Below are 16,978 nucleotides of genomic sequence, written 5' to 3' on the forward strand. Positions count from 1 at the left end.
TTAGTCTTCCCATTCCGTATGGAAAATACCTTCCCTATCAATTCTTTCATACGTATGTGAACCAAAATAATCACGTTGAGCCTGTATTAAATTCAATGGCAAACGTTCAGAGGTGTACGCATCAAAATAGGTTAGCGAATTGGATAAACCAGGTAAAGGAATGCCATTAGTAGCACCATAGGCGACCAATTCTCTAGTAGCTTTCACTGTGTTTTGTACTTTTTCTATAAAACTTGGTGCCAATAATAGGTTTTGAAGTTCTGGATTAGCCTGGAAGGCTTCCGTAATGTCCGCTAACAACCCAGCTCTTATAATACACCCGGCTCTCCAAATTTTTGCAATTTCGCCAAGGTTAAGGTTGTAACCATATTCTTTGCTGGCGTCTGCTAATTGGTGCATACCTTGAGCATAGGCCATGATAAAAGCAAAGTAAAGGGCATTTTCACTTTTTTCTACTAGTGCTTTTTTCATAACCTCCTCAGGGTTTGGTCTATCGTAAAGTTCGTCTGCTTTGGTACGTTCTGCCTTTAATGCGGAAATCTCCCTCATACTTACGGCAATATCAATAGTAGGTACAGGTATCCCCAAATCCATTGCATTTTGAGAGGTCCATTTTCCGGTACCTTTTTGCTTCGCTTTATCTAAAATCTGGTCTACCAAATCACCATCGGTTTCGGTGTCTTTTTGTGCAAATATTTCTGAGGTAATTTCAACTAGGAATGATTGTAATCTTCCTTGGTTCCATTTAGCGTAAGTTTGGTGCAACTCTTCGTTGGTAAGATTACCTGCTTTTTTTAGCAAGTCATAAATTTCAGAAGTCAGTTGCATTAGACCATATTCAATGCCATTGTGCACCATTTTCACATAATTCCCTGCCGATTTAGGTCCTAAATAGGCTACACAAGGCTCATTATTATATTTGGCAGAAACGGCTTCAAAAATAGGTTTTACGTGTTGGTACGCCTCTTGGCTTCCTCCAGGCATAATACTTGGCCCTTTACGTGCACCCTTTGCTCCACCAGAAACACCAGCACCAAAAAAGTTGATGCCTTTCTCCTTTAGATAGGCCTCTCTACGGTCTGTATCTGTAAAAAAGGAGTTCCCTCCATCAATTATAATATCTCCCTTATTCAAAAAAGGTAAAAGATTATCTATAACGCTATCCACAATTTTACCTGCGGGCACTAAAAGCATAATTTTTCTAGGGGTATTCAGTGCATTAACAAACTCCTTGGCGTTGGTGCTTGCATTTACCTTGTCTGGGTCACCACCTTCTTCTATCAAAGCAGTTACCTTTTCTTGGTCCAAGTCGTTACCGAAGGCCGTAAAACCATTATCAGCTACATTAAGGATAAAATTGCGTCCCATAACCCCGAGACCAACCAATCCAAAATCATATTTCTTTGTCATAATTATTGTATTTACGTCTGTTAAGACATTGCTAAGTAAGTGAATTCTGAGAATCTTTACCTAAAATAAATGTTATATTCGACCCCTCAATTGAAAGGTGATGGCCAAAACAAAAAAAACAGAAAATCAAATATTAGTAATATTTGGTGCCTCTGGCGATTTAACAGCGCGCAAATTAGTTCCAGCGTTATTCAATTTATACTTATCTGGGCATTTGCCTACCAATTTTGTAGTTCTTGGGGCAAGTAGAAGTGACATGACGGATGAGCAATTCAGAACCCGTGTGGTCACAGAAAGCCAATACCTTAAAAATAAGTTCAAGGATTTATCTGAAACTAAAGTAAAACAGTTTGCCGATAAATTTTTTTATGAAGATTTAGGAGGTAGCTATGATACTGATTACAGCCAGTTGCGTAAACGCGTAGAAACTTTAAAAGCTAAGTACGAGACCACGGGCAATATAATGTATTACTTGTCCACGCCACCTACCTTATACAAAACCATTGCCCAACGTTTGGCAGATGCGGGTATGAATACACAAAAAAATGGTTGGAAACGCTTAATTGTAGAAAAACCATTTGGATATAGTTTAGATACCGCCAAAGATTTAAATAGTGGCTTACAAGAATTTTTCAAAGAACATCAAATCTATCGCATTGATCATTATCTGGGTAAAGAAACGGTACAAAATTTATTAGTAACGCGTTTTGCCAATAGCATTTTTGAACCATTATGGAACCGTAATTACATACACCATGTAGAAATTACCAATGCCGAGAGTGTAGGGGTAGAAAAACGTGGAGGTTATTATGATAAATCCGGCGCTCTGCGCGATATGTTCCAAAATCATTTGTTACAGATTGTTTCTTTAGTAGTTATGGAGCCTCCGATAAGTGATGCTCCGGAAGATATAAGAAATGAAAAGGTGAAAGCTTTAAAATCCTTGCGAGTGATGAAAAGCGTTCAGGAATTATATGACAATACCATCCGTGCGCAATATGTAGCGTCTACGGTTGATGGAGAAAAGGTAAAAGGTTACCGAGAAGAAGAAGGGGTGGACCCAAATTCTACCACGGAAACCTTTGCAGCGATAAAGTTTTATGTAGATAACTGGCGCTGGAAAGATGTACCATTTTATGTGCGTACAGCTAAACGTATGCCAACCAAGGTAACGGAAGTGGTCATTCATTTTAAAACGCCGCACCATCAAATTTTCAAGGATTCTGGAATGGAAAATAGGGATAATAAGCTGATTATTCGTATACAGCCAGACGAAGGGATATTGATAAAATTTGGGGTTAAAGTTCCAGGGCAAGGTTTTAAAGTGGAACGTGCCAATCTTGATTTTTACTATTCTAGCTTAGCTGAAACATATGTGATGGAGGCCTATGAACGTTTAATTTTAGACGCGATGCAAGGCGATGCTACTTTATATGCCCGTGCCGATGAAGTAGAAGCGGCCTGGGAGTTTGTAGATCCAATTTTGGATTACTGGGAAAAAGGTAAGGATGTACGCATGTATGGTTATGCTGCTGGTGTGTGGGGCCCAGAGAATTCTCATGATTTGATAGATGGTATTGGAGAATGGCGTAATCCAGGTCCGCATTTAACGGACGATCCCGGTTATTGTGTAATTTGTTAAGGATTAAAAGAAAATGGAAGTTAAAATATACGAGGATAAGCAAACGGTAGCAACCGAATTTTCGGCTTATTTTGCGGAACAAACAAGGCAAGATAAACCTTTTCATGTAGCATTATCTGGTGGTAGTACGCCTAAAATTGTTTTTGACACGCTTGCAGATGCTTATGGCGAAAATATAAATTGGAAAAATGTTCACTTTTATTGGGGAGATGAACGTTGTGTGCCGCCAACGGATGAACAAAGCAATTATAAGATGACTAAGGAACATTTATTTGATAAAATTGATGTTCCCGAAGAAAATATACATCGCATTTTGGGGGAAAATGACCCTAAAGGTGAAGCCATACGCTATGCCAACTTGTTAGAGATAAATCTGGATAGGGTAGAAGGCGTACCGCAATTCGATTTAATTATCTTAGGTATGGGAGACGACGGCCACACGGCGTCAATATTTCCGCACGAGATAGAACTTTGGGATGCAGAGGACCATTGCGTGGTAGCTACACATCCAGATTCTGGTCAAAAAAGAGTATCCTTAAACGGGGCTGTAATAAATACTGCTAAAGAAGTTGCCTTTTTGGTTACGGGAGCAGCTAAAGAAGAAAAAGTAGCCATTATACATCAAGAAAAGGAGGGCTTTAAACAGTATCCTGCTGCGTTGGTAAAACCCAAATCGGGTAACTTACTTTGGTTTTTAGATAAAGAAGCAGCAGCTGGACTTTAGTCCAGCGCTAGCTTTATATTCTCTTCTTTAAGTTGACCCAAATAGTCTTCTACCTTAAAGTTTTTATCATCAAATTTTGTATCGCGTTGAAACATGGCCATTTTACGTTCTATACTACGTGCAAAACGGCGTAATGCTTGTTTATCTTTGATTATAAGTCCCGGAACTTTTAAATTTTTTCCATTATCACCCTTTGCAACCATGGTAAAATAGGACGAGTTACAATGTTTTACTACTCCCGTAGTTACATTTTCTGCTTCTACACGTACCCCAACCACCATACTGGTATTTCCTGTATAGTTAATAGAGGCTTTTAGGGTAAGCAGTTCACCTACTTCTACAGGTTGTAAAAAATCTACTCTGTTAACACTTGCGGTTACACAATAGGCTTGAGAGTGTTTACTGGCACACGCAAAGGCTATTTGGTCCATTAAATTTAGAATGTGACCACCATGTACCTTACCTCCAAAATTAGAATGAGAAGGTAGCATTAGTTCCGTAATGGAAACTTGAGATTCTTTGGCCGATTTATACTTTTTCATACTAATTGTTGAAGTGAGGTGATTTTTCCTGTTTTACGTCTGTTATAAAGTATTTGGTATCTCCCAACCAAAAGAATGTTGAATAACGCTCTATGTAGGTAACTTTCACGTACTCTCCTTGGTAATCTTTTAATTTTTGAATCACCTCTTTTTCAGAATCTTGCACGGAAAACGAAAAGATTTGAGCACCAGAGATACCCTGGCTTATTTCGCCTTCCCAAGTTTTTACCATTACGCCTTTTCTACTAAACTTGATTAACTCTCCAGAGCGGTACCCCTCGCTAAACGGAACATAATAGATGAATGCAAAATAACTGGCCAATCCTACTACAACAGCGGCAATGACTATGAATAAAACTTTTCTCATTATAACTTTAATTTAGATTGTTCTTCTAATTGTTCAGGGGTTTCGTCTTCTAAATCTTCCTTAGCGCGTTTTAAAATAGGTTCTGGTAACGATTTTTTCGCTTTAGCCCCCATTTTTTTAAGTTTCTCTATACTGGTAATAATGTTGCCTCGACCTTCAAACAGCTTGTTCATGGCACCTTTATATTCGCTTTTAGCCTCGTCCATTTTTTTGCCCACCTTGGTCAAATCATTCATAAAACCTTCAAACTTATCATATAAAGCACCCGCTTGTCTTGCAATTTCAATAGCATTTTTTTGTTGCTTTTCATTGTTCCACATGGTATCAATGGTACGTAAGGTAGCCAAAAGGGTAGAAGGGGTAACTATGACAATATTTTGCTCAAAAGCTTTATTGTACAGCGTACTATCCTCGTTAATAGCAATGGCGAATGCAGGCTCTATTGGTACGAACATGAGTACAAAATCCGGACTCTCCATTTCATATAAATCTTCATATTTCTTAGCAGAAAGTTGTTCTACATGGCGTCTTAAAGAATTTATGTGGTCTTTTAAAAACCTAGGTTTGTCTATTTCTTCCGCATTGGTAAAACGTTCGTAATCTGTTAAAGAGACCTTAGAATCCACGACCATTTTTTTGCCGTCTGGTAAATGGATGATTACATCTGGCATTACCCTACTACCATCTTCCCTTTTAAAACTTTGTTGTACGCTATATTCACGGTCTTTTTCCAATCCAGATTTCTCCAACACGCGCTCTAGCACAAGCTCCCCCCAATTACCTTGCATTTTGCTATCGCCTTTTAATGCTTTGGTCAAGTTTTCTGCTTCTTGCGTAATTTTTAAGTTTTGGCTTTGTAAATGAATCAGTTGCTCTTTTAAAGCTGAATGTATGCTGATGTTCTCTTTCTGTGTTTGTTCCACCTTACGCTCAAACAGCTGAATTTTTTCTTGTAACGGACTCAAGATTAATTTTATGTTCTTCTGATTCTGTTCTGTGAATTTCGAACTCTTTTCGTCTAAAATCTTATTGGCCAAATTTTCAAAATCCTTGGTGAATTTTTCTTGAAGCTTTTCTACTTCATCTTTTTGTTCTTGATTTACCTGTTGCAAGTGTTCTAAATCTGCTTGGTACCGAACAATTTTATTACCCAAAAGTTCTTTTTCTTGCAGAATTTGACGCTTTTCTTCATCTGAGGCTACCAGTTTTTGATTTAAACTAGTTAATGTGGCGTTCAATTGATTTTCTCGCTCCTGCCATACATCGGTGCTCGACTTTGTTATTAGCTTTTGAATATAAAGCCCTAAAAAAATGCCTAATCCCAAGCAAACCAAAGCTAGGATAATGTAAATAATAGTAGTGTCCATGGAAATAAAAAACTTCGGATAAAGATAAAATAATCTGCGCCAAGTAGGGGGCAACTAGGTTATCTATTTTGTGATTTTAAAGCTACCCGTCCGGGCATCAAATTGTATTAAATCTTTTGGGAAGAGGTATTCAAAACTTCCTTTTTCTATAAGTTCGCATGGAGCTGCAAAGGCATTTTCTTTCCCATCTAAAAGCAACATATAATCGCATAATTGGATGGCTAGCTCTACCTCATGGGTTGTAAAAACAATGGTGCGTTGGTGTTTCTTTGCAAAACGATGTAAGAGTTTTAAAATATGCACTTTGTGCGATAAGTCTAGATGCGTAGTAGGTTCATCTAAATATACCAAAGGGGTTTCTTGCGCCATAGCACGTGCAATGAGTACGCGTTGCATTTGCCCATCACTCAACTCAAAACAATATTTGTCTTTCAAGTCTTCTAAAGAAAAGATATGTAGCTGTTGTTTTATAATTTCTTTATCATAGCCACCCAATGTGCCTAGCCAGTTGGTATACGGATGCCGACCCATTGCTATTAGCTCTGCAACTTTTAAATTTTTGGTTGCTATGGGGGTAGTTAAAACCAATGCCTGTTTTTGTGCCAAGGTTGAAGATGTATAGTCTGCTATCTGTTTACCGTCTAAGCTTATAGTGCCTGACAATGGAGGTTGCATACCAGACAGTGTACGTAAAATTGTAGATTTTCCTATTCCATTAATGCCAACAATTGCCGTTAAGGATCCCTTTGGAATACTAAAGTTTAATTTGTTGGCAATGCTGGTTTTACCGTAGCCTATATTTAAATCCTCTACTTGGATGTATTTTTCCATTAAAACAGCATTTTACGTTTTCTTACCAATAGCCAAATTACAACAGGCGCACCAACAATAGAAGTAATGGCATTAATAGGTAATACAGTGGCAGAAGTAGGCAATTGTGCAATAGTATCACAAATAAGTAACAACAAGGCACCGTATAAAAATACCGCAGGCAATAATATTTTGTGGTCCATAGTTTTGAACCATTGCCTGGTTAGGTGTGGAACGGCAAGCCCAATAAAAGCAATTGGTCCGGCAAAAGCTGTAATTGCACCAGCAACTATTCCTGTGGCAATAATTATAAAGAATTTTGTCTTTTTTACTGGAATACCCATGCTTTGCGCGTATTGTTCGCCCAAAAGAAAGGCGTTTAACGATTTTATACAAAATAGGCAAATGGTAAGCCCTATGAGTAATAACAGTGCCAAAACGCCTACTTTTTGCCAAGATAGATTGCCCACAGAACCATAAGACCAAAAAATAAACCGTTGTAATTGTTCAGCTTTGGAAAAGTAGGACAGGATACTAACTACAGCAGAAGTTATACTACCGAACATTAAACCGATGATAAGTAAGGCCATAGTATCTTTTACGCTATTGGCAACCACTATAACAATTAAAAGCACCAGAAAACTACCTAAACTTGCAGCTATGGCAATAGCTACATCATTTAACCAAAATAATTGGGTTAGGCCCAAACTAGTACCACCCAGTAGTAGTAAGGCTGCCCCTAAACTTGCTCCAGAGCTAATACCCAATACAAAAGGACCTGCTAAAGGATTCCTGAATAAGGTTTGCATCAAGAGTCCGCTCACTGCTAGCCCACCACCTATTAGAACTGCTGCAATGGTTTTGGGTAAGCGATAGTTCCAGATAATATACTCCCAGCCCTTTTCGGTTGTTGGTTGCCCCAATAAAATACTAAAGGTATCGCCTAACGGAATGGAAACAGAACCTAAGCTTATGCTAATAAGCATACACAACAGTAAAAGTAGGGTTAGCCCAATAAAGCCTAATTTATAAGACGATGGTTTTGTCATTACCGCAAAGGTGTAAAAAAATACGGGCTATAATTAGGTAAAAGGTCTGGATGAAGCCAATGTACCAAATCTTTTAAGACCAAATCTGGTCTCTGTGGGGCTAATTCGTAATATAACAAACCGCCGGTAAGCCCTTTGGTGTTAGAAAAGGTATATACTTTTTTATCTGTAAATGCTTTAAATTGTTGGTAATGTGGGTTAGCAGCATTCATTTCTTGGTAAGCGGTAAATTGCGCAGGTCCAATCCAATAATCTGCTTGGGTTCCTTTTTGTAAAACGGCTTCTACACTTAAGGCCAAGCTACCATTGCCTTTAGTATCTCTATATAGATAATTACCGCCAGCGTCTGCTATAAACTTGGCGGCCCAACTTTCTCCGGTAGGCATATACCAAACGTCTTTGTACAATGCACCAGATATTACCGTAGGATTATTGGTTTTGTTCTGCGCTAGTTTTTTAGTAGCGTTATAGTCTTTGGCAATCTGGGTAAAGATACTGTCTGCTTGTTTTTCTTTTCCTAATAGTACACCAAAGAATTTTATCCATTCCGCTTTTCCTAACGGATGTGTTTCTGCCCAATCACCATTGTATACAACTGGAATATTGGCTTGTTCTAAAGTGGAGTAGGTACTATTTTGGTTGTCTATACTGAAACCTATGATAACATCGGGCTGTAAGGCAATGGTCATTTCTGTGTTTAACTTTTCATTCTGCCCAAGTTCTTTTATTAGCCCTTTTTTAATTCGCTCTCTAGCCGGCATAGAAGAAATGTATTTCGTGTCTGGGAAACCAACCAACTTGTCCAATTCGCCCAAACTTTCTAAAGCAGGAATATGGGTGGTAGAGGTAACAACTAGTTTTTTTATCGGTGTGGTAATTACCGCATCATAAGCGTCTGCGGGGAATGTAATAGTTGGTAAAATAGAATCTGGAATTACCGCATAGGTAAATGCTTGTTCGGCACCCGGCCAAGGTTTGTTCACTTTTATGATAGGATAATTGCCATTTATATCTATAGAAAATCCATCAGCATACGCAACTTTTAAAAATGATTGTTGTGATTTTGAGTTGGTGGGTAGTTGCTCTTTTTTTACATCGCTCTTACAAGCATTAAAAAATAACACAATTGCAAGTGCAAAAAGTGGTATGGTAAAGGTCCGTTTCATGCACCAAAAGTAAATGAATTTAATTTTTATGAAATAACCTTAAACAAAATATGTAGTTTTGCCCGGATTTTTTGGTTCAGTTGTCTAGTGCAATTGATTAAAAGGGAATCTGGTGCAACTCCAGAACTGTTCCCGCAACTGTAAGTTTATACCAAACTAGAGTTTGGTTCCCCAAAAGGGATGCTGTTTTCTACAAAACCACTGTCTGGTTTTTAGGATGGGAAGGTAAAATAGCATAAAACAAGTCAGGAGACCTGCCAAAATTCATTAATTAAACTAGAAAAGCCTTCGGGATAAAGGTTTTAGAGTTATGAAAACTATTTACTCTTTTATTCTTTTTTTAGCTTTAGGTACTAGTTGCCTTCAAGCACAGGATGTGCCTATAACCCAATTGAAGGAAGTTGTAGTTGCAGATAGTCGCTTGCAAAAATTTAGTGATGGACATCAAAAAACGGAACTTAAAGATTCTATTTTAAAGAAAAATGACCCATTGTTGGCCAATGTTTTGGGTTTTAATACTCCAATTTACTTTAAACAAAATGGTTATGGTATGGTGGCGTCACCTTCATTTAGGGGGACCAATGCATCTCATACTGCAGTTGTATGGAATGGTATAAACGTGAACAGCCCTTTAAATGGACAAGTAGATTTTAATACCATTAATGCACTAAACTACGATGCTATTACTGTTAAAAGCGGTGGTGCTAGCGCTCAATATGGAACAGGTGCTATTGGAGGAAGTGTACATTTAGGTAATGAACTCAGATTTAATGCAAAAACACATACTAAATTGTTTGCTGGTTACGGTAGTTTTAACACCCTTAATACCAGTGCTAAACACCATCTTAGTTCAGATAAATGGGCTTTTTCCTTAGCGGTTAATCAATTACAGTCAGACAATGACTATAAATATTTAAATACAAATCAAATAAATGAAAATGGAGCGTTCTCCCATACGGGAATAAATATGAATGCAGCTCACCGTTTGCGTGAGAATCAAATTTTAAAAATATACCATCAAACGCAACTAGGAGAACGTGAATTTAGCGGCACGCTTACAGCACCATCCAGAAGTAAGTATAAAGATCTAAACTTAAAAACTCAGCTGCACTTGCATTGGAAGCATCAGAAAGCGACTTCTCAAATACGTTTGGTCCACTTGTTTGAAAAGTACAAGTATTTTGAAAACAAGCAAAGCGATTTTTTTTCTTTTGGACAAGTGAATACGTTGCTAGCAAGATATGAATGGGAAAAAAATATAAGCCAGAAATGGACGTTAAATTCATTTTTAGAAGCAACTCATTTGGTAGGTGAAGGTTCTTCCATAGAAAAACCAAACAGGAGTAATGGTGGAGGTACATTTTTAGTAAAATATAAAAATTTAGACCGCCTAAATGTTACTTTACAAGCAAGAAAAGATTTCAATTCAGAATTTAGTTCTCCTTTAATTTTTGGAACAAACGGAGAATGGCAAATATCTAACAACTATGCACTAAGGTGGAATGCATCTCGTAATTATAATCTGCCTACGTTTAACGATTTGTATTGGCAGCCCGGTGGTAATTTAGAGTTGATTCCAGAAAATTCGTATCAAATAGATATTGGTAATGCTTTAGATTTCAATAATCTCGAAACAGCTTTGCATGGTTTTTTGATAAAAACAAAAGATATGATACGGTGGTTGCCAAACTCAAATGGCATTTGGTCCCCTGTTAATGAAGATAGTGTTACCATTTATGGCTTAGAATATAAACTTAATTATGCTGCAACGTTTTTTCAAAAACTACAATTCTCTTCTAGCCTTAATTATAGTTTTACACGTTCTATAGATGATACAACAGACTTGCAATTATTTTACGTGCCCAAACATAGAGGTAATGTAAATATTGATTTTTACTATGGAGGCGTTCGTTTTTCTTACCAGCAATTGTATAACGGAGCTGTTAGGGTAATTGGGAATGAGTTAAAAGATTATACTGTAGCCAATGCAAGTCTTTCAATCCCGTTAGTCAATAAAAAGGCGCTCCAAACTACGCTGGGAATAAGAGTGCAAAATTTGTATAACACCTATTACGAAAATGTTGCTTTTAGGCCGATGCCAAATAGAAACTATAATTTTTTACTAACACTTAACTTTTAAATATGAATATGAAAAAAATCTTTTTAAGTATTATCACAGCAGGTGTACTATTGGTCTCTTGTTCTGATGATGACGATGTAACCTTACCAGAAGGTACTGTAAGTATTTCTTTATCTACTACTACCGTTAATGAAGAAGACGGAGATGTGGAAATTACATTAAATACTAATAATCCATTTTTGACTGATGTAGAAATTGCATACGAATTATCGGGTACCGCTACCATTAATGAGGATTACACTATTGCTACTAGCCCCGTAACCTTAACAGCAGGTGCAACTACCGTTAATATTACCCTATCAATAATTGATGATGAAACGGTAGAATTAGAGGAAACAATCACCATAGCAATTACCGGTATTACTGGTGATGACATGGCGGAATTTGTTGATGAAGAATTGACCATAACCCTAGTTGATAATGATAGTTATCCTTACGAAAATGGATTATTGTTGTTGCATGAAGGTAATTTTGGCCAAGGAAACGCCAGAATAGATTTCTTATCTAATGATTTACAAACAAATCAAACTTCAATTTTTTCTGAGGTAAATGGGAGACCATTAGGGGATACGGGACAAAGCATTGCATTTAGTGGAGATGTGGCTTATATCGTTTTAAATAATTCACAGAAAATAGAAGTAGTAAATCGTTTTACATTTGAGTCAATTACTACTATTGATAGTGGATTGCTAAACCCTAGATTCATGGCAATTGTAGGGGAAAAAGGATATGTTACTAATTGGGGAGACGGTACCAATCCTGACGATGATTATGTTGCTGTTGTAAATTTAACCACCAATAGTATAGAAAGTAATATTGCTGTTGCTGAAGGTCCAGAAGCTATTTTAGCCAATGGAGAAACAGTATATGTTGCGCATCAAGGAGGTTTTGGACAAAATAATATTGTTTCCGCAATTAATACTACAAATAGTGCTGTTGTTGAAATAACTGTAGACGATTCTCCAAATTCCATGCAGCTTACAGCAGAGGGAGAATTATTTGTGTTGTGCGGAGGTGTACCATCTTGGGCAGGTACTGAGTCTGGCGGGTCTTTAATTGTTATTGAAACAGCGGATAATACAGTTGCTAGGACACTAGAATTTGCAGAAACGGAGCATCCAGGTAGTCTAGAAGTTGATGCAGACGGTGAGTTATATTATATGGTAGCTGGTAATTTGTTTACCTTGAATGTAGATGCTACCGATTTGCCAACAAATCCCATTCTTACCGGCAAGTTCTGGTATGGTATGGATATAATCGGTACAACCCTTTACGGTTCTGATGCTAAAGATTATGTAAGTAATGGAGCAGTGGAAGTTTATGATTTAACAGATATTTCCTTGATTTCAACCCTAGATGTTGGCGTTATTCCAGCTGCCGTTTATGAGAATGTCTCTTCTAACTAAATAAAGAAGTGCTTAAAGTAAAAAGCAGCCTAATGGCTGCTTTTTTTATTTTAATCTAGGAGGATTGTCTAACCACATATTGTTTTTGACTGCCGTAAACATTTCTGAGCCTGTAAGTTCTTTTCTGTTGTACACCACCGGAGTAAAACCTTTAGCCCTAGCGCCCGTAATTTCTTCTAAACAGCGTGCCAACAGAGGCTCTGTTTCTTCGCCCAATACACCGAGATTACCGTAATCTTCTCTTTGGTAAAAATCTGGTGCAATACCTGCGGTATAATCAGAAAATCCATCTGCATTTTCATTGCGACCTACCAAAGGTTGAATAGCCCAGCTATTATCAGGATTGATGTTACCTTCTCTGGAAGAACGGTAGATATAACTATTATCTGGGTCGTCTACCATGGTAATGGAAAACTCGTTCTTACCTCGAGTAGTATCGCCTACCTTTATCATTTCTATATACGGATTTAATCCGTTTATCAGCAATTCACTTGCAGAGGCAGTTCTGGCAGAGGTGATAACATACGCTTTAGATAAATTCAATGTGTTTAAAGCAGTGCCGTCTACATCGGCAGCAAAATAGTCTTCTACATCTGCGGGGTCAAACTGTGCCTGAATTTTATCATTCCACCGTTGTTTTATATAAAGGTCACTTGTATTTGTACCATATACCATACTAGCCAAAAGGCGACTAGAATTAACAGAACCTCCAGGATTGTATCTAAAATCTAGTACTAATTCCGTAGCGCCATTGGCTTTAAACTCGGCAAAAGCGTTATTCAATTCTTCATCGTACTCATTGGTGAAGCCATTGTACATTAAATAGGCAATTTTTGTTCCCTGTACATCTAATGTTTTGGCTATTAAAACAGGATTTTCTGCTAAACCTTCAAATTTGGTGAGGCTAACCTCTTCTTCAAGCTCTGTAATTTCACCTTCATTAAACGTGGCTAAACCCAAAGTGTAGGTGTCGTTACTGCCAAAAAGTAATTCTGTATAATTAGCATCTGTGAGCTGTTGCCCATCCACGCGATTAAAAATATCGCCACGAACAATGTCTTTGTTAGAAGCATCAGAATTTGGTACTATATAACGTACATAACCAAAAATATTAGATCCTTCTGGGTAGCGTACCAAGCCGAATTCTAATCCATTACTTTTAGAAATACCACTAAGGTTGTTGACCAAAGTTTTATAATTAGGATTAGAAAAGCTAAAACGGTCTTCTTCTACTTGTAAGTTTTTGTAAAATAATTCAGGGTCGCTGGTTTGCGCTAGATAGTCTTGATACTCTTCTTCACTGCTAAAGCGGTCGTCTGCTAAATCGTTGACGTCTTGTTGCCAAAAGTACCAAAGATTCATAGCGCGCCACATAAAGTTTTGAGTGACAACATTGTTTTTTACTGTGACGTCATCGTCATTATTGCAGGCAAGTATCGATAAACCTAAAAGTAATAGGGATAAAATTTTTAACTTTTTCATACAAACATTTTAAAGGGTAAAATTTAGTGATAATTCATCAATAATGCATCACATTATATATCAGTTGTAGCATAAAACATGCCAGGTATTTTAAAAAAAAGGTAGTTTGCCTTGTAACAAATTTAAAAGAGCATCGTCTGCATTATAGAAACCACCTTAAAGGTGTTTTAAACAATCAACCAAAAAATGAAACAACAAGAGTTTTTAGCAACTGTAATGCCTTTTAAGGATAAGCTGTATAGGCTAGCAAAAAGGCTCCTTGTCTCTAAAGAAGAGGCAGAAGATGCAACTCAGGAAATTCTGTTGAAGTTATGGACCCGTAATGAGGCTATGACTAAGTATAAAAGTGTAGAGGCATTTGCTATGACCATGACTAAGAATTTTTGCTTGGACCGCCTAAAAAGCAAACAAGCAAGTAATTTAAAGTTAGTGCATAGTAATTATGAAGATGAAGGTAAAAAAGTACAGAAACAGATAGAGAATGCCGATAGTATTTCTTGGGTAGAAAAAATTATGGAAGAGCTCCCAGAGCAACAGAAAATGGTGTTGCAGCTCAGAGATATTGAAGAATATGATTATGAAGAGATAGAACAAATGTTAGATATGAAGCCTACGGCAGTAAGGGTAACCTTGTCTAGGGCTAGAAAAGCAGTGAGAGAAAAATTAATACAAAAACATAACTATGGAATTGCATAAACACATAGAAAGTTTAGTAGAAAAATATTTGGAAGCCGAAACTTCTTTGGCGGAAGAAAAAGAGTTACAAGCGTATTTTGCACAAGAGCAAATAGCACCACATTTGGTACAATATCAACCTATGTTCAGCTATTTTGCTAATGCCAAAAAAGAAACCTTTACAAAGCAGATACCATCAAAACCTAGTAAAAAAAGAAATTTTGGGTGGTTATCTACGGCGGCAGCAGTAGTTGTGGCTATAGGAGTATATTTTGGACAAGATACGTACCGTAAACAACAAGAACAGAAACGCATAGAACAAGAACAAGCTATGTATGCCTACCAAGAAACCAAAAAAGCATTGAATCTATTGGCAGAAAACTTTAGTAAGGGTACAGAGAAAATAGCTTATTTAAAAGAGTTTGAAGCTTCTAAACAAAAAATTTATAAGACAAATTAATAAGAGTAAAAATGAAAAAGACAATTTTAATTGTAATGGTAGCTATACTTCCTATCTCTGCCATGGCACAGTCACTTTTTGATAAATACGAAGAGTTAGATGCGGTAACATCTGTGGTAGTAAACCAAAGTATGTTTAACCTTTTAGCTAAAATAGATGTAGAGGTTAATGACCCAGAAGCGCAAGACTTTGTGGATATTGCCACAAGTCTTAAAAGCTTAAAAGTTTTTACAACAGATAATAGAGATATTGGTGCAGATATGAAGGTTTCTGTAGACAAATACTTAAAAACAGCTTCTTTGTCAGAGTTAATGCGAATTAAAGATAAAGATGCCAATGTTAAGTTTTACATTAAAGAAGGTAATGACAGTGACCACGTGAGTGAACTCTTAATGTTTATTACTGGAATTAAAGATGTAGAAGCTAACGGGCGCAAGTTTGAAACGGTTTTGCTTTCCTTGACGGGAGACATTGATTTAAATAAAATAAGTTCGTTAACCAAAAAAATGAATTTACCAGAGCAATTAAATGAAGCTGGTAAAAAAAGTAAGTAAATAATATACATCGGGTGGTGTAGCTGCCCGATGTTTTAAAATTATTCATCATCAATCTTAAAACAATCAATCATGAAAAAAGTATTAGCAACCCTTTGTTTGGCAATTTTACCAATTTTTGCAATAGCTCAATCTGTTTTTGATAAATATGAAAATTCTAAAGACGTAGCCACCGTGTCTATTGGTAAAGGGCTTTTAAAGTTAGCCTCTCATATAGATATAGAGACAGAAGACCCAGAGGTAAAAGATTTTCTGAATTTGGCTAAAAACATAGACGAAATAAAAGTGTATGTCACAGAAAAATCTTCCGTAGCTGCAGATTTAAGCCAAGCTGTAAAAGTACACCTTAAAGAAAGACGCTTAGAAAGTTTAATGAAGGTAAAAGACAAAGATGCCATTATTAATTTTTATGTAAAAAGCACTAATAATGATGAAATTGTAAAAGAGTTATTAATGCATGTTGAACACAAAGATAGCCATAGAACCGAATCTGTTGTGGTGAATATTACCGGTAAAATTGAATTGGAAAAAATAGGTGCTTTAGTAAACCAATTGAATTTACCAGAAGAAGTAAAAGAAGTAAAACGTAGTAAATAACAGTGCGTAAACTGGTTATTTTACCACCTAAAATCAACCAATATGAATAAAATTATAAAAGGGATAGCACTAGTTTGTGTGCTAGTATACACCGCTTGTAGTGATAAGCAAACTCTCCAAGAATATTATGTTGAAAATCAGGAAAACCCTGAGTTCTTAATTGTGGATATACCAGCCAGTATTCTAAATATGGACAAGGTTAATTTAACGGATACCCAACAAGAAGCTGTAAATTCTTTACGCAAACTGAATGTACTGGCTTATCAAAAAAAGGATGATAATGAAGCGGAGTTTACGGCAGAAAAGACCAAGGTTAATGCCATCCTAAAAGATGATAGGTTTGTGGAATTGATGAAAATTAATACCCAATTTGGAAAAGGCGTGGTTAAGTATTTAGGGGAAGAAGATGCTATTGATGAGGTCGTTATTTTTGGCGCTAGCGATGATAAAGGCTTTGCAGTGATTAGGGTTTTAGGAGAAAATATGAATCCTGCTCATTTAGTACAGTTAATCCAGGCTTTAGATAAATCTGATTTTAATGGGGAGGGATTAGAAGGAGTCGCAAACATATTTAAATAATACAATTC

Annotated in this window: 17 protein-coding genes and 1 riboswitch; of the genes, 9 read left to right on the forward strand and 8 right to left on the reverse strand. The window is 36.8% G+C overall.

Features of this window, described 5'->3' with window-relative positions; translation table 11 throughout:
• A complete protein-coding gene (gene gndA, locus FBT53_RS12455) occupies positions 1–1,410 on the reverse strand; it encodes an NADP-dependent phosphogluconate dehydrogenase (RefSeq protein ID WP_169630360.1) in 1,410 nt (469 codons plus the stop codon).
• A gap of 100 nt (positions 1,411–1,510) precedes the next feature.
• Here gndA and zwf point away from each other — a divergent pair, with 100 nt between their 5' ends.
• Together zwf and pgl are read left to right on the forward strand one after the other, a co-directional pair.
• Entirely contained in the window at positions 1,511–3,052 is a 1,542-nt protein-coding gene (gene zwf, locus FBT53_RS12460) for a glucose-6-phosphate dehydrogenase (RefSeq protein WP_136951520.1), read from the forward strand.
• A gap of 13 nt (positions 3,053–3,065) precedes the next feature.
• Positions 3,066–3,776 (forward strand): 6-phosphogluconolactonase, encoded by a 711-nt coding sequence (gene pgl, locus FBT53_RS12465; protein ID WP_136951521.1) that lies wholly within the window; start codon positions 3,066–3,068, stop codon positions 3,774–3,776.
• Here pgl and FBT53_RS12470 read toward each other — a convergent pair.
• From FBT53_RS12470 to FBT53_RS12495, 6 genes are all read right to left on the reverse strand, one after another.
• A complete protein-coding gene (locus FBT53_RS12470) occupies positions 3,773–4,318 on the reverse strand; it encodes an acyl-CoA thioesterase (protein ID WP_136951522.1) in 546 nt (181 codons plus the stop codon). The genes pgl and FBT53_RS12470 overlap by 4 nt on opposite strands.
• Before the next feature lies 1 nt (position 4,319).
• Positions 4,320–4,685, reverse strand: a complete 366-nt coding sequence (locus tag FBT53_RS12475) for a 6-phosphogluconate dehydrogenase (RefSeq protein WP_136951523.1) — start codon at positions 4,683–4,685, stop codon at positions 4,320–4,322.
• A complete protein-coding gene (rmuC, locus tag FBT53_RS12480) occupies positions 4,685–6,052 on the reverse strand; it encodes a DNA recombination protein RmuC (protein ID WP_136951524.1) in 1,368 nt (455 codons plus the stop codon). The genes FBT53_RS12475 and rmuC overlap by 1 nt, the downstream gene beginning before the upstream one ends.
• Before the next feature lie 63 nt (positions 6,053–6,115).
• Positions 6,116–6,883, reverse strand: coding sequence for an ABC transporter ATP-binding protein (locus tag FBT53_RS12485; protein WP_136951525.1), 768 nt, complete (start codon positions 6,881–6,883; stop codon positions 6,116–6,118).
• Entirely contained in the window at positions 6,883–7,911 is a 1,029-nt protein-coding gene (locus FBT53_RS12490; RefSeq protein ID WP_136951526.1) for an iron ABC transporter permease, read from the reverse strand. The genes FBT53_RS12485 and FBT53_RS12490 overlap by 1 nt, the downstream gene beginning before the upstream one ends.
• Positions 7,911–9,077, reverse strand: a complete 1,167-nt coding sequence (locus FBT53_RS12495; RefSeq protein WP_136951527.1) for an ABC transporter substrate-binding protein — start codon at positions 9,075–9,077, stop codon at positions 7,911–7,913. Before FBT53_RS12495 ends, FBT53_RS12490 begins: the two co-directional genes overlap by 1 nt.
• A 55-nt stretch (positions 9,078–9,132) precedes the next feature.
• Positions 9,133–9,354: riboswitch (cobalamin riboswitch) on the forward strand.
• Between the two features lie 33 nt (positions 9,355–9,387).
• Between FBT53_RS12495 and FBT53_RS12500 the strand changes: the two genes are divergently transcribed.
• Both FBT53_RS12500 and FBT53_RS12505 read left to right on the forward strand, forming a co-directional pair.
• The gene (locus FBT53_RS12500; protein ID WP_136951528.1) at positions 9,388–11,217 is read left to right on the forward strand and encodes a TonB-dependent siderophore receptor; all 1,830 of its coding nucleotides are present in this window, start codon (positions 9,388–9,390) and stop codon (positions 11,215–11,217) included.
• A gap of 8 nt (positions 11,218–11,225) precedes the next feature.
• Positions 11,226–12,623, forward strand: a complete 1,398-nt coding sequence (locus FBT53_RS12505; RefSeq protein WP_169630361.1) for a DUF5074 domain-containing protein — start codon at positions 11,226–11,228, stop codon at positions 12,621–12,623.
• Positions 12,624–12,668: 45 nt separating this feature from the next.
• On the opposite strand, the gene FBT53_RS12510 is transcribed toward FBT53_RS12505, so the two are convergent.
• Complete coding sequence (locus FBT53_RS12510; RefSeq protein WP_136951530.1) at positions 12,669–14,105, reverse strand: S41 family peptidase; 1,437 nt, start codon at positions 14,103–14,105, stop codon at positions 12,669–12,671.
• A 186-nt stretch (positions 14,106–14,291) separates the two neighbouring features.
• On the opposite strand from FBT53_RS12510, the gene FBT53_RS12515 reads away from it, so the two are divergent.
• The 5 genes from FBT53_RS12515 (at position 14,292) to FBT53_RS12535 (ending at position 16,970) form a co-directional block, all read left to right on the forward strand.
• Complete coding sequence (locus FBT53_RS12515) at positions 14,292–14,801, forward strand: RNA polymerase sigma factor (RefSeq protein WP_136951531.1); 510 nt, start codon at positions 14,292–14,294, stop codon at positions 14,799–14,801.
• Entirely contained in the window at positions 14,788–15,240 is a 453-nt protein-coding gene (locus FBT53_RS12520) for a hypothetical protein (protein ID WP_136951532.1), read from the forward strand. The genes FBT53_RS12515 and FBT53_RS12520 overlap by 14 nt, the downstream gene beginning before the upstream one ends.
• 11 nt (positions 15,241–15,251) lie before the next feature.
• On the forward strand, positions 15,252–15,794 hold the full coding sequence (locus tag FBT53_RS12525) for a DUF4252 domain-containing protein (RefSeq protein ID WP_136951533.1): 543 nt from the start codon (positions 15,252–15,254) through the stop codon (positions 15,792–15,794).
• Positions 15,795–15,866: 72 nt separating this feature from the next.
• Positions 15,867–16,391: a DUF4252 domain-containing protein gene (locus FBT53_RS12530; protein WP_136951534.1), complete on the forward strand. Its 525-nt coding sequence runs from the start codon at positions 15,867–15,869 to the stop codon at positions 16,389–16,391.
• Between the two features lie 42 nt (positions 16,392–16,433).
• The gene (locus tag FBT53_RS12535) at positions 16,434–16,970 is read left to right on the forward strand and encodes a DUF4252 domain-containing protein (protein ID WP_136951535.1); all 537 of its coding nucleotides are present in this window, start codon (positions 16,434–16,436) and stop codon (positions 16,968–16,970) included.
• Positions 16,971–16,978 lie beyond the last annotated feature (8 nt).

This window comes from Flavobacterium sp. ASW18X (assembly GCF_005144745.1).
Classification (GTDB): domain Bacteria; phylum Bacteroidota; class Bacteroidia; order Flavobacteriales; family Flavobacteriaceae; genus Croceivirga.